The organism is Candidatus Aquicultor secundus (assembly GCF_002791875.1).
Classification (GTDB): Bacteria; Actinomycetota; Aquicultoria; order Aquicultorales; family Aquicultoraceae; genus Aquicultor_A; species Aquicultor_A secundus.
The window spans coordinates 16,166-35,904 of sequence record NZ_PFNG01000085.1 but is presented as its reverse complement, the minus strand read 5'-3'; the positions used below and the strand labels follow the sequence as shown (position 1 = coordinate 35,904).

20 protein-coding genes are annotated in these 19,739 nt (G+C 50.1%); all 20 read right to left on the bottom strand.

Annotation, left to right across the window (positions count from 1 at the left end; genetic code table 11):
- Positions 1-58: 58 nt before the first annotated feature.
- Positions 59-343, bottom strand: a complete 285-nt coding sequence (locus COY37_RS03570) for a hypothetical protein (RefSeq protein ID WP_286678943.1) — start codon at positions 341-343, stop codon at positions 59-61.
- A 408-nt stretch (positions 344-751) separates the two neighbouring features.
- Positions 752-1,099, bottom strand: a complete 348-nt coding sequence (locus COY37_RS03565) for a YraN family protein (protein ID WP_286678944.1) — start codon at positions 1,097-1,099, stop codon at positions 752-754.
- Positions 1,100-1,113: 14 nt separating this feature from the next.
- The gene (ftsR, locus tag COY37_RS03560) at positions 1,114-1,815 is read right to left on the bottom strand and encodes a transcriptional regulator FtsR (RefSeq protein WP_286678945.1); all 702 of its coding nucleotides are present in this window, start codon (positions 1,813-1,815) and stop codon (positions 1,114-1,116) included.
- A 64-nt stretch (positions 1,816-1,879) separates the two neighbouring features.
- Entirely contained in the window at positions 1,880-2,335 is a 456-nt protein-coding gene (locus tag COY37_RS03555; protein WP_286678946.1) for an FHA domain-containing protein, read from the bottom strand.
- Positions 2,336-2,394: 59 nt separating this feature from the next.
- Positions 2,395-2,643, bottom strand: a complete 249-nt coding sequence (locus COY37_RS03550) for a hypothetical protein (RefSeq protein WP_286678947.1) — start codon at positions 2,641-2,643, stop codon at positions 2,395-2,397.
- Between the two features lie 39 nt (positions 2,644-2,682).
- A complete protein-coding gene (locus tag COY37_RS03545) occupies positions 2,683-2,988 on the bottom strand; it encodes an RsiG family protein (RefSeq protein WP_286678948.1) in 306 nt (101 codons plus the stop codon).
- A 428-nt stretch (positions 2,989-3,416) separates the two neighbouring features.
- On the bottom strand, positions 3,417-4,862 hold the full coding sequence (gene gcvPB / locus COY37_RS03540) for an aminomethyl-transferring glycine dehydrogenase subunit GcvPB (protein ID WP_286678949.1): 1,446 nt from the start codon (positions 4,860-4,862) through the stop codon (positions 3,417-3,419).
- Positions 4,862-6,202, bottom strand: coding sequence for an aminomethyl-transferring glycine dehydrogenase subunit GcvPA (gene gcvPA / locus COY37_RS03535; protein WP_286678950.1), 1,341 nt, complete (start codon positions 6,200-6,202; stop codon positions 4,862-4,864). The genes gcvPB and gcvPA overlap by 1 nt, the downstream gene beginning before the upstream one ends.
- A 2-nt stretch (positions 6,203-6,204) precedes the next feature.
- A complete protein-coding gene (gene gcvH / locus COY37_RS03530) occupies positions 6,205-6,585 on the bottom strand; it encodes a glycine cleavage system protein GcvH (protein WP_286678951.1) in 381 nt (126 codons plus the stop codon).
- Between the two features lie 52 nt (positions 6,586-6,637).
- The gene (gcvT, locus tag COY37_RS03525) at positions 6,638-7,741 is read right to left on the bottom strand and encodes a glycine cleavage system aminomethyltransferase GcvT (RefSeq protein ID WP_286678952.1); all 1,104 of its coding nucleotides are present in this window, start codon (positions 7,739-7,741) and stop codon (positions 6,638-6,640) included.
- Between the two features lie 136 nt (positions 7,742-7,877).
- A complete protein-coding gene (locus COY37_RS03520; protein WP_286678953.1) occupies positions 7,878-9,074 on the bottom strand; it encodes a D-alanyl-D-alanine carboxypeptidase family protein in 1,197 nt (398 codons plus the stop codon).
- Positions 9,075-9,100: 26 nt separating this feature from the next.
- On the bottom strand, positions 9,101-9,655 hold the full coding sequence (locus tag COY37_RS03515) for a macro domain-containing protein (RefSeq protein WP_286678954.1): 555 nt from the start codon (positions 9,653-9,655) through the stop codon (positions 9,101-9,103).
- Between the two features lie 151 nt (positions 9,656-9,806).
- Entirely contained in the window at positions 9,807-10,238 is a 432-nt protein-coding gene (locus tag COY37_RS03510; protein WP_286678955.1) for an ACT domain-containing protein, read from the bottom strand.
- 116 nt (positions 10,239-10,354) lie between these two features.
- Positions 10,355-11,650: a phenylacetate--CoA ligase family protein gene (locus COY37_RS03505; RefSeq protein ID WP_286678424.1), complete on the bottom strand. Its 1,296-nt coding sequence runs from the start codon at positions 11,648-11,650 to the stop codon at positions 10,355-10,357.
- Between the two features lie 154 nt (positions 11,651-11,804).
- Positions 11,805-13,661, bottom strand: a complete 1,857-nt coding sequence (locus COY37_RS03500) for a VanW family protein (RefSeq protein ID WP_286678423.1) — start codon at positions 13,659-13,661, stop codon at positions 11,805-11,807.
- Positions 13,662-13,822: 161 nt separating this feature from the next.
- Positions 13,823-14,527 carry a DUF881 domain-containing protein gene (locus COY37_RS03495; RefSeq protein ID WP_286678422.1) on the bottom strand — a complete coding sequence of 235 codons (705 nt, stop codon included), beginning with the start codon at positions 14,525-14,527 and terminating at the stop codon, positions 13,823-13,825.
- Positions 14,528-14,533: 6 nt separating this feature from the next.
- Positions 14,534-14,872, bottom strand: coding sequence for a small basic family protein (locus COY37_RS03490; RefSeq protein WP_286678421.1), 339 nt, complete (start codon positions 14,870-14,872; stop codon positions 14,534-14,536).
- Complete coding sequence (locus tag COY37_RS03485; protein ID WP_286678420.1) at positions 14,872-15,600, bottom strand: DUF881 domain-containing protein; 729 nt, start codon at positions 15,598-15,600, stop codon at positions 14,872-14,874. The genes COY37_RS03490 and COY37_RS03485 overlap by 1 nt, the downstream gene beginning before the upstream one ends.
- Positions 15,601-15,788: 188 nt before the next feature.
- Positions 15,789-17,219 (bottom strand): phosphoglucomutase/phosphomannomutase family protein, encoded by a 1,431-nt coding sequence (locus COY37_RS03480; protein WP_286678419.1) that lies wholly within the window; start codon positions 17,217-17,219, stop codon positions 15,789-15,791.
- Between the two features lie 13 nt (positions 17,220-17,232).
- Positions 17,233-19,737, bottom strand: a complete 2,505-nt coding sequence (locus tag COY37_RS03475) for a mannose-1-phosphate guanyltransferase (RefSeq protein WP_286678418.1) — start codon at positions 19,735-19,737, stop codon at positions 17,233-17,235.
- Positions 19,738-19,739 lie beyond the last annotated feature (2 nt).

Below are 19,739 nucleotides of genomic sequence, written 5' to 3'. Positions count from 1 at the left end.
AAATCAGTCCCTTTTAAAAGGCTTCCATCTAAGATGAGGCCTTTTAAAATTTAAAATTTTAGAATCCAATCGCTTCGATTTTTTCAATGGCAATCGCCACATACCTGTGCACCGCTCCGCCGGACTCACCCGGATCGGCGGTGTCCGCCACCGAAGGAGTGCCAATGACTTCGGTAGGCGCAACCTCGCCGATAGCCTTCGCGGTCGGCTCCATGAGCATCAAGGTCGCGACGTTTATCCTCGCGACACGGCCTATGTAGACGCGATTATTTGTAAAAATGCTCGCCGTTAACCCTGCCAGCCCCTGGGACTCGATAATCTCACGCAGTTCCGATTCGGTCATAGTTTCACCTCAATAAGTAGTTTTTATTATTAAATACCCGATTTATGCAAAGAGTGAACTTTTTCCAAACAACTTCCCTTTTGTTCCACTCACCCCGCATATGTGCCGTTCACCACTTTTTGCTGTCAAGCGCGACCCCGACATACTAAGCTCTATTTGGTTGGCCTAGCGTAGATCACGTTTAGCCGGTTGCATTACCGGTACAGACGTAGGCCGCTGTTGAAAGTGAAAACTGAATATAGTTGGATAAATGGGCAGGTGTTTAATTCCCCCAGTAGCCTTTTAGGCCAAGTGTTGCTCTTTCCTATACCTTAAGGCTGTAGCTCCCGATAGCCCCTTAAGGGTCCCCTTTTAAAACACCTGCCCATTTTCTTTTACCCACGTCAGCGAACCGGGAAAAGAAAATAGTTAAAACGCTTCCTCCCAATGCATAACTTCAAAAGATGAACCCTCGGATAGTATTGAAATCACATCAAAGCGGATAGAGTCAAATTCGCTAAGATCCTTTGCCATCGCCAGATATAACTCGGCTACCTTTCGAATAGTTCTCTGCTTGTTTGGGGTCACGGCTTCGATCGGATGCCCGTATGCCCTGCTCAGCCGGGTTTTGACCTCACAGAAGATAAGTGTTTTACCCGTGCTCGCGATGATATCGATCTCGCCGATTTTCGTGCGAAAATTTCGCTGCAGGATACGGTAGTTTTTTCGGCGAAGATAGCGAGCGGCAAACTCCTCGCCTGATTGTCCTAAGGCCATGGTGGTCTGCTCTGTTAGGTAATTTGTAAGTATTCTTTTACTTTTTTCTCGAGGAGGAGCGCCTTAAGCTGATTTGAGAGGTCGCTTAATATTTCAAGCACTTCTTGTATGCGCTGGCCTTTATCATCGCTTTTTTGGCGCACTATAGGATAAAGGATCTGCTTAAAAAGGGTCGATTCTTTTTCAGCCAGTGTGGAGTACATGCGAAGATGGCGTGCTTCGATGCCGTACCTCGCCATCTCGCGCGCGATGATCATGAGCCTTATATCGATAGAGTTGTAGCACTTGCCCCCACTTGTTTTTATTGGTTGGATGATTCCGAAGTTCTCAAGCATCTTGGCGGTTTCCGGGGATATCCCGATGCTGCCGATGGCTTTCTCGGTCGGCACGGGCCCGTCATCCGATGTTATAAGGGCATCGTGGTCGGCATTGGCGAGCTGCTTTACTTCGGGCGTGAGCTGGCCCATATCCATCATATCGAGGTTCTGTCTGATCACGTTGAGCGGGAGGTATTTTTCTTTCTGCAAGCGCAACGCAAGCTCCAGCCTCTGAACATCCTCTTTCCTGAACTTACGATATCCGCCCGGCGTGCGCTCCGGTCGTATTAGCTTCTCTTCTTCATAGTAGCGAATTTTGCTTATCGACAGATCGGGATAGCGTGGCTTTAGATGATCTACAACTTCCCCGATCGTCAGGTAGTCCCTCTTCGGCGGCATATCGTTCCTCCTCTCAACCGTTGCGACCCTGCGGCAATGCTTTTTGTGCCCTGCCGCACAATAACTATTTCTTTGCTAAAAATACCAGCTTAAATTTCCCGATTTGTAGCTCGTCATCGGACTCAAGCTCGGTCGGTCCATCGATACATTGCTGATTTACGTAGGTACCGTTCAAGCTGTCTGCATCGATAACCGTGACCGTATCGTCGCCCATTGTGATCTTCGCGTGGTTTCGCGACACCGTGACGTCGTCCAGAAAAATATCGCTGTTAGGATCGCGGCCCAGTGTTGTTTCGTTTTTCGCTAAATTGAATTTCTGACCTATAAAAGGGCCTTTTGTGACTACTAAAATCGGTCCCTCGGCAGGCGCGATCTCTATTTCGCGGCACTCCTCTTCGACTTCTATCGGTGAGAGTGAAATAGTCGTCTCAATTTCTAGAGCGCGGTCAAACGCCATTCCGCATTTTTGGCAGAACTCAGCGCCATTTTCATTAGTGGTGCCGCATTTACTGCATTGCATATTTACGCTCCAGTTACTTTTTACAACAGGCCCCTGCTCTTAACACCCCCCGTGAAGCGTTAAGAAGCTTTCATACTTTTTTTGATTCTTTGTTCGTATGTTTCGAGAAGCTCTTTGTTTCCGAGAACGTGCACTAAATGACCTTCGCCAATCCTATCCTTAACATATGGGTCGGTTAAAACTTCGCTCAGCTCTCTGCCTGTGCGTAGTTCTTTTACGATGTAGTCGGTGATCCTTTCCTCTAGGATGTTATTGCAACATTCCTTAAAGAACTCATTAATCGCTGCTTTAATCCTTGACTCGGGCAACTCTTCTCCTCCTTTGTTCGCGTTCGAAACCTCCGACTGCTAAAACACGTCCTCGTCGGAAACATCAACTTTTGAAACAGTCGTCAAGCCGCGGGCCAGGATTTCACTCAGACGGTCTACATCCGCCCCTGAGATAACATCACCGCCGCCCTCACGTCTTTTCTTTAGCCGGGCAACCAGCTCCGCCCTCAGAATATCAATCTTGCCATGAAGCACCCTGCGGCGATAAGAGACACGCTCTTCTTCTTCGCATAGTTGATCCAGGATCTCTCGAAGCTCTTCGTCCGGTTTGCTTGAAATGTCTATTAGTGCGTTATTGAGGTCTAACTCGTTATTTTTGTCCATATCCCATCCCTCATTACTGGTATACCCGAAGTTTATCACACAATCCTGGCTGCTCCTAGATACCCGCTACAGACTCTTGCCGGCCGGGTAGAATCCGGTGCTTTTTGTTGATACTCCAGCGATAATCCTTGCTACTTCTTTACTAATCTAAAGATAGACTTGAGTGTTTAAAAAATCCAGTGTTTTCTTAAATTAATTTAAAAACGGTTGATGGGTGAATCGGTGAATGGGATGAGGGTCGAGAGTGTGTGTCTGGGGAAAACCTTCTTTTTACAATAGTTTAGCTACGCCTAGACGCTGGTAAGTTGCAGTCGCCGTGGGTGCACCCGAGATTCTTCGGCTATCGCCTCAGAATGACATGTAATCGCCATTCGCTACTCGCTCTCACCCACTCTCTCTACCCACACCCCATTCACCCATTAACCTACTCACCTATTAACCCTAAAAATCGGATGCCTGGCGGCTTCGGCTTCGTTGAGGCGGCTTACGGGGGTTATGTGGGGGGCGCCTTTTACGAGGTCCGGGGTTTCGGTTGCCTCGGTCGCGATTATTTTCATGGCGTCGATGAAGATATCCAGGGTTTTTAAGCTCTCGGTTTCGGTCGGCTCGATCATAAGCGCTTCTTCTACGATTAGCGGGAAATATATCGTTGGCGGGTGGATATAAAAATCGAGGAGGCGTTTGGCGATGTGGCGGGCTCTGACGCCTAGTTTCTTTTGTTTGTCAGCGGATAATACGAACTCGTGCATCGAGGGCACGTCATACGGAAGCGTGTAAGCGTCTTTTAGCTTATTCTTGAGATAGGCGGCGTTTAACACCGCTATGTCGCTTACTTTGTTCAAGCCGTCGCTTCCAAGCGCGCGGATATAGCAATACGCCCGCACCATAACCGCAAAGTTGCCGTAAAAGGCGCGAATCCTCCCGATCGAGAGCGGCCGATTGTTGTCAAAGTAGTAAGCGCCGAGAGAGATATCATAAGTAATGACCGGTGCGGGCAGAAACGGTTCCAGCGTCTCGTTAACGCCGACCGGGCCTGAGCCCGGCCCTCCCCCGCCGTGCGGCGTTGAAAACGTCTTGTGGAGGTTGTAGTGGACCACGTCAAAGCCCATATCCCCAGGGCGGGATTTGCCAAGGATTGCGTTAAGGTTCGCGCCGTCGCAGTAGCTGAGGGCGCCGACCGCGTGGATCATCTCGTTTATCTTAACAACGTTTTTGTCGAAAATGCCAAGCGTGTTTGGATTGGTCAGGAATATGGCGGCAACTTCTTCATCAAGAAGCCCTGCTAATTCATCGATGTCGACGCCGCCCTTGCTGTCGGAGGGCACCTGGACCACTTTGTAGCCGAGCATGTGTGCCGTCGCCGGGTTTGTGCCGTGCGCCGAATCGGGGATGATGACCTTGCTTCTCGGGTTGCCATGGTGTTCGTGGTAGGCACGTATCATGGCCATGCCGGTAAGCTCGCCGTGCGCTCCGGCGGCGGGCTGAAGGCTTACCTTTTTTACCCCACCTATCTCGGCCAACCACGCGCCAAGCTCATACATAAGCTTTAAGGCGCCCTGCACCTGCGTTTCGTCCTGGTAGGGGTGGATGGTTGAGAACCCGCTTAACCCGGCCGCGGCCTCATTGATTTTTGGGTTATACTTCATCGTACAGGAGCCAAGCGGATAAACTACCGTATCGATCGCGTAGTTCATATTCGAGAGGTTGGTATAATGCCTGGCTATTTCACCTTCGCTTACCTCGGGAAGTCGCGGAGGTTTCTCGCGCAGGAGATTTTTCGGAACTAACTCTGTTATATCCTTTTCAGGCACATCGAGCGGTGGCAGAGAATACGCCTTGTTGCCGGGCCTGCTGATGTCAAATATCGTTTCCATTATATGCTCTCCAGGATCTCGATCAGAATATCGATCTCTTGTTTCGTTCGTTTTTCGGTTACGCAAAAGAGGATTGCATTCTCGTATTCTGGATAAAGCCTACCAATATTGAGACCGCCGATAATGCCCTCTATTATGAGATGTGAGTTGATTTCGGCGACGGGTTTGGTGCTTTTAAAGGCGAATTCTTTAAAGAACGGCGCATCGAAAAGCGGCTCCAGGTAGCTGATCGAGCGTAGTCTATCGTACATGTAATGGGCTTTCTGGATACACTGGGTTGCTACTTCTTTTAGCCCGGCCGGTCCGATGTAACTTAAATAAACGGCCGCGGCGATGGCATTGAGTATCTCGCTGGTGCAGATGTTTGATGTTGCCCGCTCCCGCTTGATGTGCTGTTCGCGCGTTTGCAGGGTGAACACGTAGCCGGTTCTGCCCTCGGTGTCTATGGTTGCGCTGGTTAAATGGCCCGGCACCCTTCGCAGGTATTCCTTGCGGCAGGCGAAGATGCCGAGGTAAGGGCCGCCAAAATTAAGTTTGTTGCCGAGGGGTTGGCCTTCTCCAATGGCGACATCTGCGCCGTATTCGGCCGGGGGTTGCAGTATCCCGAGCGAGATGGGATCGACCGATGCTATAAAAAGCACGGGATAGCGGTCGGTGATATCACCGACCCTCGGCATATCCTCAAGGCAGCCGAAGAAATTAGGCTGCTGCATGATTACGCAGGCGGTCTCATCACTTATCATATCCTCAAGAGCGGCTATATCGGTACTACCGTTTTTCATTGGAACCGTTTTAATGGTAATGCCGATGCCCCTTGTGTAATTCTTAAGGACATCTCTGTATTCGGGATGGACAGCCTCGCTTATAATAACTTCCGTCTTCTTCGTTACGTCATGAGCGAGAAGCGCGGCTTCGGCGACCGTCGTCGAACCGTCGTAAAGCGAGTCATTGGCGATCTCAAAGCCGGTAAGCTCGCTTATCATGGTTTGATACTCGAATAGGGCTTGAAGTATGCCCTGGCTGACCTCAGGCTGGTATGGCGTGTAAGGAGTGTAGAATTCAGGTAATGAGATGATCGCATCCACTATCTGGGGCACAAAATGGTCGTAGGCACCACCGCCTAAGAACGAGATATAGCTGTCGAGAGAATAATTATCGGCCGCTATCCCCTGAAGCTCTTTTATAAGCTCGTACTCGCTGACACCTTGCGGCAAGTCGAGGGGGCGTTTTAGTCTGACTTCATCCGGGATCGAGAGGTCGAATAACTCACCGATGCTTTTTAAGCCGAGTGAGTCAAGCATGGCCGCTTTGTCGTTATCCGTTATCGGGATAAAATCCAAGGCTATAGCTCCTTTATGTAGTCCTCGTATTGTTTGGCGTTCATGAGGTCGTTAAGTTCGTCTCTGTTGTCCATTTCTATCTTAAACAGCCATCCTTCGCCATACGGATCGTTGTTTATGATCTCAGGCGTATCGCTTACTTTTTGGTTGATTTCGGTTACGGTACCGCTTAGCGGTGTATGAAGCTCTGACGTCGATTTTACCGATTCGACTTCACCGACGACGGCTCCCGCGGAAAGCTTGTCGCCGACCGATGGCAGATCGACGTAGACTATATCCCCAAGCGCATCCTGGGCGTAATCGGAAATCCCGATAACGGCCGTATTGTCATCCGTCTTCGCCCATTCGTGCTCTTTGTAGTATAAAAGGTCTTCCGGGGTCATGTGGCATCCTCCTGTTTATGGTTATCTTAATTCTGGCTTCGTGCTCGAATAGTTAAGATACTTTCGAGTATGGACCTCCTTGGCGCGTTATCTTTATAAACGGGCGTTCTGCGAGATATGCCTTAAGCAACTTATCCCTTGATTTGATTCTCACCGGTGTGCCGGGCTCGGAGGCGGGCTCTTTGACATAGGCGAGGCCGATTCCCTGTTTGAGTATAGGCGAGTACCCGCCGCTGGTTACGGTCCCTATATCGTTGCCGATGTTATCGAGCATCGTATCCCCTTTTCTGGCGATCCCGTGGTTGACGATGAAGCCGGTCAATTTCTTTTGTATTCCCGTGTGAAGTTGCTTTTCTAACGCATCGCGGCCTACAAAATCACCTTTATCGAACGAGACGAACCGCTGCAGACCGGCTTCCAGCGGTGTTGTGCCTTCTGTTATGTCATTACCGTAAAGGGGAAAACCCATTTCAAGGCGTAGTGTGTCGCGAGCGCCAAGACCGGCGGGTTTGGCGCCCGCCGCTATCATTATCGTCCATGCATGTTTTGCCGCCGGCGGGTCGCACATGATCTCAAAACCGTCTTCGCCGGTATAGCCCGACCTCATAATGGTAAAGGTGTGGCCATCTACCTCGGTTGTCTTGGCTGAATAGCGCTTATATGCGCCGGGGTCTTCTTTAAAGACATCCCGTAATACCTCGGGTGAGTTCGGTCCCTGAAGCGCAAGGAGGCATAGCTCGTCGGTGCGATCATGTAGTTCGACTCTTGGGGAACTGTACTGTTTGAACCAGTTCAGGATGGTGTTTGTTCTGGCAGCGTTTGGGACCGTATAGTAATCGTTTTCCGCAAAGCGATAGATAATCTCGTCATCTAAGATACCGCCCTCTTCGTTGCAGAAAAGGGTGTAGGCGCCTTTGCCGATGGGCAGTTTTGCGATATCGGCTGTTGCGACATATTGCAGGAACTGCGTTACACCGCTTCCCCTTATTTCTATCTTTCCGAGGTGCGATATGTCAAAAAGGCCGGCTGCCATGCGCACGGCCATGCTTTCTTGGATGATGCTGGTATAGTAAAGCGCGAGTTCCCAACCTGCGAACTCGGTGAAGCGTGCCCCTAGCTGGTATTCTTCGGTGTAGAGCAGCGTCCTCTTTAGCATCTCTTGTTCCCTTTTTATGGCTTGTTTGATATATTAAGCATTTCCCGTTTTGGGGGATGTTAAAACGCGGCGATGGCGGATGAATCGTAAAAGCACCTTCTTTGTGCCCCGCCCCATCTTGCATTTTATACTAGCACTAAAAGATAGCGTTCCATGCGGCTTTGATGTAGTAATCGATGGCTTGGAAGAAGGTTGGTTTTTTGAGGGTTTGCTTGACGACAAGGTCTACGGTTGCAACCGGTTTTCCGGATTGGAAGACGGTGATCATACCGAGGGTCGCTCCTTTTTTAACCGGCAGTTTAATATCGCTTTGGGTCGTGGTTTTTATTTCTATATCGCGGGAGCGCCTGATATAGCCATCGATGTCTGAGGCTGCGGTGAGATCGATGGTCTGGCCGTAGCCGACTCGGACCGTCTGGTAGACCTTGCCCTTGGAGAGCAGCCGTTTCTTCTCAAAGCAACCGAATCCGTATTCGAGCAAGGATGCCGATTCTATGAATAGGGCTTCGGATGTAGCCGCGCCGAGCACTACCGAGATTACCTGCACGTCGCCGCGCCTTGCCGAGGACACAAGACAGTGGCCGGCTTCTTTTGTATAGCCTGTCTTCACGCCGTCCGCTGCAGGATAGCTCCAGAGCAGGCGGTTACGGTTCTCGACGATAGTGCGCTTTCCCGTTCCGAAACGGCTCAGGTTTCTCTTTCTTGTTGCGACGATGTTCTGGAATGTTTTGTTTTTCATCGCGTAGCGGGCGATCTTCGCAAGGTCGCGTGCGGTCGAGTAGTTGGAGGGATGTCCCTTTACAGGGAGGCCGTGCGGGTTAACGTAATTCGTGTTGTTTGCGCCGATATCCTTTGCCTGGATATTCATCATTCGGGCAAAGACATCGATCGATCCCCCGACATAATCGGCAACAGCGACTGCGGCATCGTTCGCCGAATACAGGAGGAGCGCGTAAAGAAAATCCTCGAGCCTCATCTTCTCGCCGACGGGTATCTCGAATCCGTACCCATCGGTACCAAGCACATCACTGCCCGCGGTTACGGTCTCGCCGAGGCTTTTATTCTCGATAGCGATAATGGCGGTCATTATCTTGGTGGTACTTGCAATCGGATGTTTTTCGTCCGCGTTTTTTTCCCACAGAATGTCACCTGTTTTCGCATCGATAACAATAGCGGATGGCGCTTCGATCTTCGGTTCGAGACCTTCTGCGTATGCGACAGGTGGAGTCGGGATATATGCGCTTGCCAGAATCGCGATTACTAGAACTACCGCTATTAGGGTTTCTCTTATAGACATCTGTCTCGCAAAGCTTACCGGTACCGGTTGTTTCATCGGATTATAGCCCCTGTTCAATTCGACTATATATGCTTTGGAAAAGCTACTTTCTCCAAGTCCTTCTCGGCACGGTTTAAGAACTCGTTATACGCTTCGTACCCGAATAAGACAAAGACGATTTTCTTTATCGAGCTTTTGTTGGTGTTTAAATACTCTTTAACTATCTTGAACATAACCCTCGCCGCCTCGCTGAACGGGAAGCCGCCGACACCCGTTCCAAGCGCGGGGAAGGCGATACTTTGTATGTTGTTCTCATCGGCGACCTTAAGGGCCGACAGCGTGGCGCTTCGGATTTTTTCGGCATCGGTGATGCCGTCGATACCCATAACCGCCGCGTGGATGACCCACTTTGCCTTAAGGGCACCCGCGGAGGTCAGCAGGGAGCCGCCTATCTCTATCGGGCCTTTCTTGACGGCTTCGTCTTCTATCTGTTGGCCGCCTTTTTTCCTGATTGCCCCGGCAACGCCGGCGCCCATATACATGCGGTTATTTGCGGCGTTCACGACCGCCTCAATATCCGCCTCGGTAATATCCCCTTGCTGGATGATTATCCTGACGTCATCAATTTTGTGTTCCATGGGGCTCCTCCAATCATCCGAAAGTCGATAGTAATTACCTTGATACCATTCATTCTATTAATTACATTAGTGTGATGTTTTGTTAGTAGGCGGTCAATATATTTTTAGCTACTAGAACGAAATATTTTAGGGTATTGCGTCTCTTCGTCAGCTAAATCTCATGTAACTCGGCTGCGCTAAGCAATTTAATTCCTGCGTTCTCAAGCGCTTCCATTGCTTTTCCTATGTCCTGGATACGCATAATATCAACCGCCGCGTTGCGCTTTTTGTCGACGAAGCAATAGAGGTATTCCACGTTGAGGCTATTTTTGTCGAGCGTCTCGAGTACTTGGGCAAGACTGCCCGGCGTATCGGCCACTTCAACCGCAAGGACTTCATTTTCCTTGACGGTAAAGGCATTACTTTTTAGGATATCGATAGCCTTGCGCGGCTTGTCTACAATCATCCTTAAGATTCCGAAGTCGGATGTATCCGCTATAAACAACGCCCTGATATTAATACCGTTATCGGCAAGCGCTTTTGTTACATCCGCAAGGCGTCCCTGCTTGTTCTCAAGAAATACCGAAAGCTGTGTTGCTTTCATTTATATGACCTCCCGTATCATATCGTTAGCTCCTGTACCAGGAGCACTTCTCACAGTATCTAATTCACAATCCGACATCCGAAGCCCGACATTCGCAATTCGAAATTCCCAATTCCCTACAGCTGTCTGTTGTCTATTACCCGCTTTGCCTTACCTTCGCTTCGCTGGATGGTTTTGGGCTCTACAAGTTTTACGTCTACGCTGATATTGAGAATGCTCTCGATCTCGCGCTTTATTTTGCGCTCGAAGGCTTCCATGCCTTTCACCTCGTCGGTGAAGAACTTCTCGCCGACCTCGACCTGGACCTGCAAGACATCCATTGTCCCTTTTCTCTCGACAACCAACATATAGTGTGGCTCGGTCCCTTCTATTTCCATCAGAACGCTCTCGATTTGCGACGGGAACACGTTTACTCCCCTGATTATGAGCATGTCGTCGGTGCGGCCGGTTACCCTATCCATTCTCGCGACGGTACGACCGCATGTGCATTTCTCATAGTTGACCGCCGAGATATCCCTGGTGCGGTACCGTATGACCGGGAAGCCTTCTTTTGTCAGGGACGTGAACACAAGCTCGCCTTTTTGCCCTTCGGGCAACACTTCGCCGGTATCGGGATCGATAACCTCGACGATGAAGTGGTCTTCGTTGACGTGCAGGCCGTCTTTTTCCGGGCACTCGAACGCAACTCCGGGGCCTATGATCTCGCTTAAGCCGTAAATATCGATAGCGAGGATGCCGAGCTTTTTCTCAAGTTCGATTCTCATATTGTTCGACCAGGGCTCGGCTCCAAATACGCCCGCTTTGAGTTTTAGTGAACCCGCCGCGCCCATTTCTTCTGCCACTTCAGCCAGGAATAGCGCGTATGACGGGGTACAAGCGAGGATAGTGCTGCCAAAGTCCTCCATGACGGTGACCTGGCGCTTGGTGTTACCGCCGGATATCGGGACGACCGATGCGCCGATGCGCTCCGCGCCATAATGAATACCCAGGCCGCCCGTAAAAAGCCCGTAGCCGTAGGCGTTGTGAACGACGTCATCGGCTGTTGTTCCCGCTGCCGAAAGCGTTCGTGCCATAAGCTCGGACCAGGTGTCGATGTCTTTTTTGGTGTAGCCGACAACAATCGACTTGCCCGTGGTGCCCGATGAGGCATGCAGCCTGACAATATCCGTCATCGGCACGGCGAATAATCCGAAAGGATAATTATCTCTTAAGTCTGTTTTAACGGTGAACGGAAGTTTGCTAAGGTCATCAAGGGTCTTTATAATATCGGGCTTTATTCCCGCTTCATCAAACCGCTTCTTATACATCGGTACCGACTCGTATACCCGCTTTACCGTCGCTTGAAGCCGCTCCAGTTGCAGATTATTAAGTTCACCGCGCGGCATTGCCTCGTACTCTTTGTTCCAGATCATAATACACTCCCTAACCCGTAATCTAATACTATGAAAGCGGTGCCCTCAAAGCACACCGCAAGCGAAGTTGAAAACATTTTTATAATAGCTAAAAACTGTTATTAGGTAAATAGGTGAATGGGTCTTCTCTCATCCTCGACCCACGCCCATTCACCTATTCACCGGGTATTGGGGCCGGCACTGTTGTCGGTGGGATCGTTGGTTTTGCGGTTACCGGAGGGGTTGCGCCGGGTGCCGGTGGGGCTGCCACTTCACGCGTACCGACGCGCACGACCGATTTGCCGGGTGGGTATCTGCTGAAGAAGGTATCCTTTTTTGCCACCTTGCCGTTTTTATAGACTATGCGGTATACGGAGACGTCTCGACCCGCGATTCCTCTTTCCTCTACCTTGGTGACACCCTTTGCCAGGGTCGGGTCGTCGACGCGTTTGGTGGGCGCCGATTTATAATTGCTCGGTCCCGACGTGGTGTACTCGACTTTTATGTTTTGATTTGTACTGTAGAAGCTGATCGTGATCGATCCGCTTGTTGTTCGGGTTTTTATGAGCACGTATGCGCTTGTATTGTTCTTGAATTTCAGGTCGGGTCCGTCCCAGGATACGGTGGCATCTCTACCGGTCGGATAGTGACTGATAAAGAAGCTATGATTGTGTCGTTCGACCACCTCATACCCACCGAAGAATATGACGTTGAAAAGCGTAGTCGCAACCTGACAGACGCCGCCGCCAAGCGACGGGACAAGTTCACCGTTGATAATAGCGGGGGCTTCGCGATATCCCTTCGCTGCCGTTCTTGGTCCTATAGTGCCGTTAAATGAGAACGTCTCGTTCGGCGCCACTATATTGCCGTCGAGAGAATTTGCCAGGGTTTGAATATTGTGGACCCTGGAGGTTTGACCCCCGTTGAAGAAAGTCGTGTAGCTTGAAACCTTTTCCTTTATCCCCATTTTCCCTGCGTCCTCGGTAGTCAGCTTCGGTTTTGTGGTTTCGGTTACGAGCATCACCTCTCTTGAATCCTCTGTTTTGCTCGCGTCAAATACATCGTTACATGCCTTATCGAGGTCGACTTCTATGCCGTTATTGCCCGGGACAATAGCAACCTTGTCCCCTTCGATCTTAAATTCGGCATCTTTCGGCTCGGTGGATATCTCCTTGGTCTGCTGTTCGAGATAGCCGGTCATTTCGTCTTTATCGAATTTTATGTCGATGCCCCAATCCCGGCCTTCTCGTACCTTATTGAACTCGAGCCACTCCGAGATCTGCGTTACGGGAATTTCCCATTTCTTGTCGCGATACTTAAGGACTACCGGGGCTTTGATGATCTGCTTGACGGTATCCCTGACATCGCTGAGATCTTGCTCGGTTATATCCGGTTTTTGTACGACAACCGGAAGCTCAATGCTGGTGCTGTTTTTATAAGCGAACGCCTTTAATAGCCGATCGACCAGAACTTTTTTCTTTACCTGGCGGCCATCTTTGCTGCTTGCGATCATTGCCCGGCTGTTTACGATCTTTATTTCACCGTCCTCAGCAGGCCGGTTCACCTTTTTGGTGATACCTTTGATGAACTCGTCGAGCTTGTTCTTATCGTAGGTAAACACCGGTTCGACATTGCGCGGCTTAAACCACAGCCCGATACGATCGCCGACAACTTTAAAAAACTTTCCGCGCCTTCCTATGGCAAATGCTTTATCGATGGTTTTTTTGGTATCTATGCGGGCATCAAGCTCGCGAGGATTTGCTTTCCAGGTGTTGTTTTTGTATGTGATGGTGATGGTTTTGCGCTCGAGGACGTTGGATAAACGGTTCAGCTCGACGAGTGCTTCGCTTTTTGTCTCGCCTCCGAGCTGAACGTCACTGACTTTTACGCCTTTATGAACCTTGTTGGAGTATAATGCGGCATCGCCGATGCATAGTCCTGCAACGATCACTACTATGGATGCCACTATAACGAGCGAGATGCGTAGTGCGGGTTGCTCCAATTTCTGTTTTATTTTAGCGTTTAGTTCCATTCCTGTTCCTTGAACACCTGATATAGTGTATCACTATTAGTTTTTTAGCTAGTGCTTTAGCTATTAGACTATTTAGTAAGTGTGTTTAATAGAAAGTGCTATTTGTTATTTATAACGAACATTACAATATTCATCAAGCGCTATATTGCATGTTTTATCTCTCAACCGGCATTTTTCCCGGCGGAAGCCACCGGGTCTATCCTGAGATTATTTTCTTTAGTTATATAGAACGATACGCCCGAAAGAGACGATAAGTTGTCTCTGATGCCCCCCGTAATAACAAGCGCTTCGTGGAGGACTTCCGGATCGCCTACGGCTAACAACTCGTACGGTGGCGAAACAGGCGTGCCATCGACAAATATAGCACTACCCCTTTGCATAATTCCAGTGTTCGCGATAACCCTTATGCCGTTAATTGAAACAGCCTCGGCGCCGCCCACCCTGAGCTCGGTAATTATGCCGACAAGGTCGTTTGAGTTAAGTGATTTGTTCTCATCGGTGACCACGACCCTAACACCCGGTCCGGCTACCTTTGTAAGCCCTGCGATAATCTTTAAGTTGTTGAGGTTTTTTGAGGACTCCTTTATGACCGCCGCGCTGTCGTGGCTGGTACGCTGGATTTTAAAGAGCTGCAGACGCAGGTCGGATGTCTCAGCCCTCAGGTTGTTTATCTCGCTGTTGAGATTACTTACGATTTGGCTTAAATCCGATTCGCTTGCATCCTGGAGCGCTTGTGAGGCGGTTTGCTGCACCCTGAACTGGGTTGCCAGCAAAATACCGATGAGCATGCACACGGCGGCTATGGCTACCTGTGTTCTTTTGCCCTGGCTGTTTAATAGCTTGATGAAGTTCTGGATGTGGTTCAACTACTGCTACTCCCAGTGCCGTTTTTGGAAATAGTGCCTTCTGACTAATGCTAAGTTTTGGAACAGACGAACTCCGAACGCCACAACAGCGGCAAGGTACAGGTCGATACCCAACCTGTCCCCCATGAAAACGATCAACGCCGCCAACAGTGTGTTGCTAAAGATTCCGGTAAAGAACAGTTTCTCGTTAAACTTCATTTCAAGGCTTGCCCTTAACCCGCCGATTGCGCTATCCAGCGCCGCCAGCAACGCGATACCAAGGTACTTTGACCAGGTCGCAGGTATTGGAATATTTAAAACCAGCCCGATAACTATCCCGATTATCAATCCGATGAGAGGTAGCACTAATCTGCTCCTTTTACGACTTTTGCGTTTTCCATAAGCAAGCTTCCCGTATATCCGGGCACGGTAAGCCCTTCTTTTTGTTCTACATCCGCCTTGAGACCGTAAAACTTTGCGATCTCATTAAGCAGGCGTTTCGTATTGGTATCGGCTTCCAACGCCTCCACCATTTTTTGCGAATTCCCAACCGCTTTTATTGTAAACGGTGAAACCAAACGCATAGAGTTGACGAGCACGTAGCCGCCCGCACAACGTACCGATGAGGTCGAGATGAGTCGTTGACCGTTGACGCTTACCGCCTTTGCACCGCCCGCCCATAGGCTGTTTACGACAAGCCTGATATCGTAGTCATGGATAACGTAGTCATTCGGCTCGCCATCCTTTGGGGATTGTTGGCTATCGGCCAATGTCACGATGAGACCCGGCCCCTTTACGTCGGTTAAGCCCGCCGCCTTTTTGATATCATTGAGATCTCTTGTATATGTAGAGAGAATACCTTGCGTTTGCGCTGCAGAATTCTCATACTTCGAGATTTGTCCTCGTATCGACTCTATCCCGGCTTTCAGGTTATCTCGTTCCTTCTCTAGCCCGTGTACTGTTTTGATTAAATTTTCTTTTCGCGGCGCATTAAGAGCTTCGCGGTTTCTTTGCTGTGTATTAAACGCCATTGCTAGAAGCACCCCAAGCACCATGCAGACTACCGCCAGTGAAAGATGCCAATTTTTCTTCAACTCTACTCCCCCACCGGTAGATTCACTAATTCATCAGTATATACGATTGGCAAGCTAGTTAGAATATGCCACCACCTGCAGATATCCGTTGAGCGGCATCCCTACTACAATGTTTACCTGGAAATATTCAAGGTCTTCATTGGGGGCTTTATTGCGGAGATGTTTAGTTAAAAACCGGTTAACCGTTTTTACGTCATCATCGATTGTGCGTATTCTTCTAAGTTCTCGAATCGGGTTTTGTCCCGGGATTCGATATAGACGCGTACGAGCGGTTCGGTGCCGGAGGGGCGGGCGAGTATCCAGTCGCCGGATGCGAGGATGTACTTGATGCCGTCGACCGCCCTCGTTTCGGTTACTTTCTCGCCGGCTATTTCCTGCGGTGGGTTGTTCTTAAGCTCGTTTAACAGATGGTCTTTTCTCTTGGGGGTAAGGTGTATATCAAGGCGTTTGGTATAGAATTTACCATATTTTTCATAGATACCGTCCAGGATTTCGGTGAGCGGCTTTTGCTCATAGGCGACCATCTCGGCAAGCAGAAGGTCGGCAAGCAGGCCGTCTTTCTCGGGGATATGGCCTTGAATACTTAAGCCCCCACTCTCTTCGCCTCCTACGACGACAGGTTGTTTCATCATCTCCTGGGCGATGTACTTAAAGCCGACCGGCACTTCGACGGCCTCGGTACTGTAACTCTTCGCAATCTCGTCTAAGAGGTGTGTTGTGGCGACGGTTCTGACAATAACGCCTTTCATACCGCGGTTTTTCAGCAGATGAACCGCCACCAGGCTTAGTATCTGATTTGCAAAGATGTAGGCGCCGTTAAAATCCACCGCACCGAACCGGTCGGCGTCCCCGTCGAGGGCCAGTCCTAAATCCGCCTTCATCTTCATAACTTCACTTTTTAACTCTGTGAGATGCTTGTCGCTTGGGTCGGGGTACGAGCCGCCAAAGAGCGGATCGCGGTAGTTATGTATCGTTTCGACCGTGCAGCCGACCTCGGCAAGAAGCGTATCCATCAGCCCCTGTGCCGCGCCCCACATCGGATCGAGGGCGATCTTAAGCCCGGCCTGGCGTAGTTTATCGAAATCGACAAGTGTTGAGAGATGTTTCGTGTATTCCGGGAACGGCTCTATATCGCGCACCAGGTCGCTTCCCTCTAAGGGCGCCGTTTTTACACCGCTGCCGTCAACGTTTGCCGAGATATACTTCTCTATCGTTCCGGTTATCTCAGGGCTTGCCGGCCCCGCATACTCCGGTATGAACTTGATACCGTTGTATTCGGGAGGATTGTGGCTCGCGGTAAGCATAATCGCCCCGCCGGTGTTATAGAGCTTAATAGAATAAGCCGTAATAGGCGTCGGAAGAGCCCGCCTTGGCATATAAACAGGGATGCCGTTGCCGACCATAACCGCTGCACACTCAGAAGCAAAGCGCTCTGCGAAAAATCTAGTGTCGTGCCCAATCACAATGCCTTTTTCTGCCAAGCCCGCTTCTTTTAAATAATCCGCAATAGCTTGTGCGACGATCTTAACATTTGAAATAATAAATGTATCGTTCATGACGGCGCGCCAACCGTCCGTTCCAAATTTTATAACCGAATCAGCCATTCGTTTGGTTTTCACTCTCCTCCCCCCCTTATTCGTCGGACGCGATTACACCCTCTACGAATTTTACGAACCTGTCTACCTCGTAGTCGGCGTCTTGTTGAGATTTGCTCTCCGCGTAAATGCGAACAACCGGCTCATCGGGATCGGGCAGCAGAAGCGCCCAGCCACCGTCGCCGAATGTCTTTACGCCATCTATCATTTCAACCTGCTCATCCTTGGTTTCCTCCATTATTCTTCTCATCACGAGGCCTTTTTTATCCCAGGGACAGAAGGTGTTTTTGTGCGATAGGTAGTAAGACGGCAGGCTCGCTACCAGCTCAGACAATGGTCTTTCAGCTGCCGCCAGGTACTCCATAAGCTTAAAGAACGTGACGATTCCGTCATAAGCGGGTAGAAATTGCGGGAAAATGTACCCGCCGCCCTGCGCGCCTACGAATGACACGCTCTCGTCAAGTGCGGCTTCCATCATCGAGCGGGTGCTCACCTTTGTTCTCACCACAGCGCGCCCAAAAGATGCTGCGATTTCTTCGGCGACCGTGGACACCGTTAAAGGAACGGCTATTTTGCCCTGGCGCACATCGAACTGGCAATGCAGGTACGTAAATAAATGAAGTGCGTCATTGGGCGAAATCAAGCGCCCGCGATCATCGACAACCGTTACTTTTTCACCACCGCTGTCTATCATAATGCCGAAGTCTGCCTTGAACGTGTCGACTATCCTCGATAGCTGTTGCGTTGCCGCGCCAAGCTGTTCGGGCGATATGGTCGTCCTGCTCTCGCTGGTGAAGGCGTTAAGCCCGATCACGTCGCAGTTAAGTTTCTCAAGCAGATGCGGCATCATCAAGGCAGTGCTTCCAAAAGCGTAGTCGACCACGACTTTGAAGTGGCGTTGCCGGATTTTCTCTATGTCGATAGCTTTCAGAATCGAGTCCCTATACGCCTCTACGGAGCGCTGTGGGAATTCTGTCTCACCGATCTCATTGTAGAACACACGCCGGAAATCCTGGCGGTAGTAGTATTTCTCAATATCGCGCTCGGAGCCTTCCTTAATATCGATGCCGTGCGTGTCGAAGAAATGGATCTCCATCGATTGCTGGTCGAACGGTGATGTTCTCACGTGGATGCCGCCGACTTCCGGACCCGTCTGGATAAGGAACCTGTTTACTGAAGATGAGGTAACCCTCAGGTCGCTACAGTTAATCCCGGTGGAGTTTAGGCCCGCGATCATCGCGCGCTTTATCATCCTTGAGACCCGGCTCGCATCCTGGCTTACGACCACGCAAGAGTCTTTCTTAAGCGTCGTCCCATAGGCCATCGCCAGTTTCATGGCAAGGTCGACGGTAATATCAATATTGATAAGGCCGCTGACCCCTTTAGCACCAAAGAGGCTTCTCATGCCGCGCGATTCCCAGATAAGGTTGCTGTTGATAACAGCGCTCTCATCCACGCGCTTAAACGGGTAGATTTTTACGTCGTGGTTTATGACGGCGTTATCGCCGATTACCGAGTCATCACCGATAACAACGCCCTCTTCAATACGCACGCCGCTTTTAATATCACAGTTTTTACCGACCACCGCGCCGTGCACGTGGCATTGCGAGCCAAGATACGCGTTATCCCAGACGATACTGCGATGGATGTGGGCTTTGCTTTTCATAACGACGTTGTTTCCGATTACGGAATACTCGTCCAACTCCGCGCCCGGCTCTATCTTGGCGTTTTGCCCTATCACAACCGGTCCCGATATATCGACCGAGAGGTCTACATCCGCGCCGTCGCCGATCCAGACATTATCTCTCATCCTGATGCCCGGGGGTTGAATTTTTGATTTTAAATCAAGGATATCCCTATGGGCCTGCATGTATTGTTCGAAGTTGCCGATGTCGCACCAGTAGCCATCCATAACGCAGCCGTAAAGCGGTGCGCCCTTCTCAAGAAGTATTGGAAACAAGTCCTTGCTGAAATCAAACTTTTCGCCTTTTGGGATGTATTTAAATATTTCGGGTTCAAGGACGTATATGCCGGTGTTCACGGTATCGCTGAACACCTGACCCCAGGAAGGTTTTTCAAGAAATCGCTCTATCTGACCGGCTTCCTCGGTAATGACCACTCCGAACTCAAGCGGGTTCTCAACGCGCTTTAGCGCGATCGTTACCATCGCGCCTTTTTTCTTGTGGAATTCGGCAAGGCTGGTTAAATCAAAATCAGTGAGGGCGTCGCCGCTTATGACTATGAAGGTCTCATCAAGAAAGTCTTCGGCTTCCTTTACGCTTCCGGCCGTACCGAGCGGGAAATCTTCGATTGAGTAGTGCATATTTACGCCCTGGTCGGTTCCTTTACCAAAGTAGTTCTTGATCAGCTGCGGCAGAAACTGCATAGTCGCCACTATATCAACCATTCCGTGCTCACGAAGTAGCTCGAGGATATAGTCCATGACCGGTTTGTTAAGAATCGGAACCATCGGTTTCGGTTGGTTGCTGGTTAAGGGCCTGAGCCTCGTGCCCTCGCCACCCGCCATAACTACTGCCCTCATAA

Bases quoted from the DNA above. Each gene is read 5' to 3' on its own strand.
- COY37_RS03570 (WP_286678943.1), bottom strand. From the start codon at position 343: ATGACCGAATCGGAACTGCGTGAGATTATCGAGTCCCAGGGGCTGGCA.
- COY37_RS03565 (WP_286678944.1), bottom strand. From the start codon at position 1,099: ATGGCCTTAGGACAATCAGGCGAGGAGTTTGCCGCTCGCTATCTTCGC.
- ftsR (WP_286678945.1), bottom strand. From the start codon at position 1,815: ATGCCGCCGAAGAGGGACTACCTGACGATCGGGGAAGTTGTAGATCAT.
- COY37_RS03555 (WP_286678946.1), bottom strand. From the start codon at position 2,335: ATGCAATGCAGTAAATGCGGCACCACTAATGAAAATGGCGCTGAGTTC.
- COY37_RS03545 (WP_286678948.1), bottom strand. From the start codon at position 2,988: ATGGACAAAAATAACGAGTTAGACCTCAATAACGCACTAATAGACATT.
- gcvPB (WP_286678949.1), bottom strand. From the start codon at position 4,862: ATGGAAACGATATTTGACATCAGCAGGCCCGGCAACAAGGCGTATTCT.
- gcvH (WP_286678951.1), bottom strand. From the start codon at position 6,585: ATGACCCCGGAAGACCTTTTATACTACAAAGAGCACGAATGGGCGAAG.
- gcvT (WP_286678952.1), bottom strand. From the start codon at position 7,741: ATGCTAAAGAGGACGCTGCTCTACACCGAAGAATACCAGCTAGGGGCA.
- COY37_RS03520 (WP_286678953.1), bottom strand. From the start codon at position 9,074: ATGAAACAACCGGTACCGGTAAGCTTTGCGAGACAGATGTCTATAAGA.
- COY37_RS03515 (WP_286678954.1), bottom strand. From the start codon at position 9,655: ATGGAACACAAAATTGATGACGTCAGGATAATCATCCAGCAAGGGGAT.
- COY37_RS03510 (WP_286678955.1), bottom strand. From the start codon at position 10,238: ATGAAAGCAACACAGCTTTCGGTATTTCTTGAGAACAAGCAGGGACGC.
- COY37_RS03505 (WP_286678424.1), bottom strand. From the start codon at position 11,650: ATGATCTGGAACAAAGAGTACGAGGCAATGCCGCGCGGTGAACTTAAT.
- COY37_RS03500 (WP_286678423.1), bottom strand. From the start codon at position 13,661: ATGGAACTAAACGCTAAAATAAAACAGAAATTGGAGCAACCCGCACTA.
- COY37_RS03475 (WP_286678418.1), bottom strand. From the start codon at position 19,737: ATGAGGGCAGTAGTTATGGCGGGTGGCGAGGGCACGAGGCTCAGGCCC.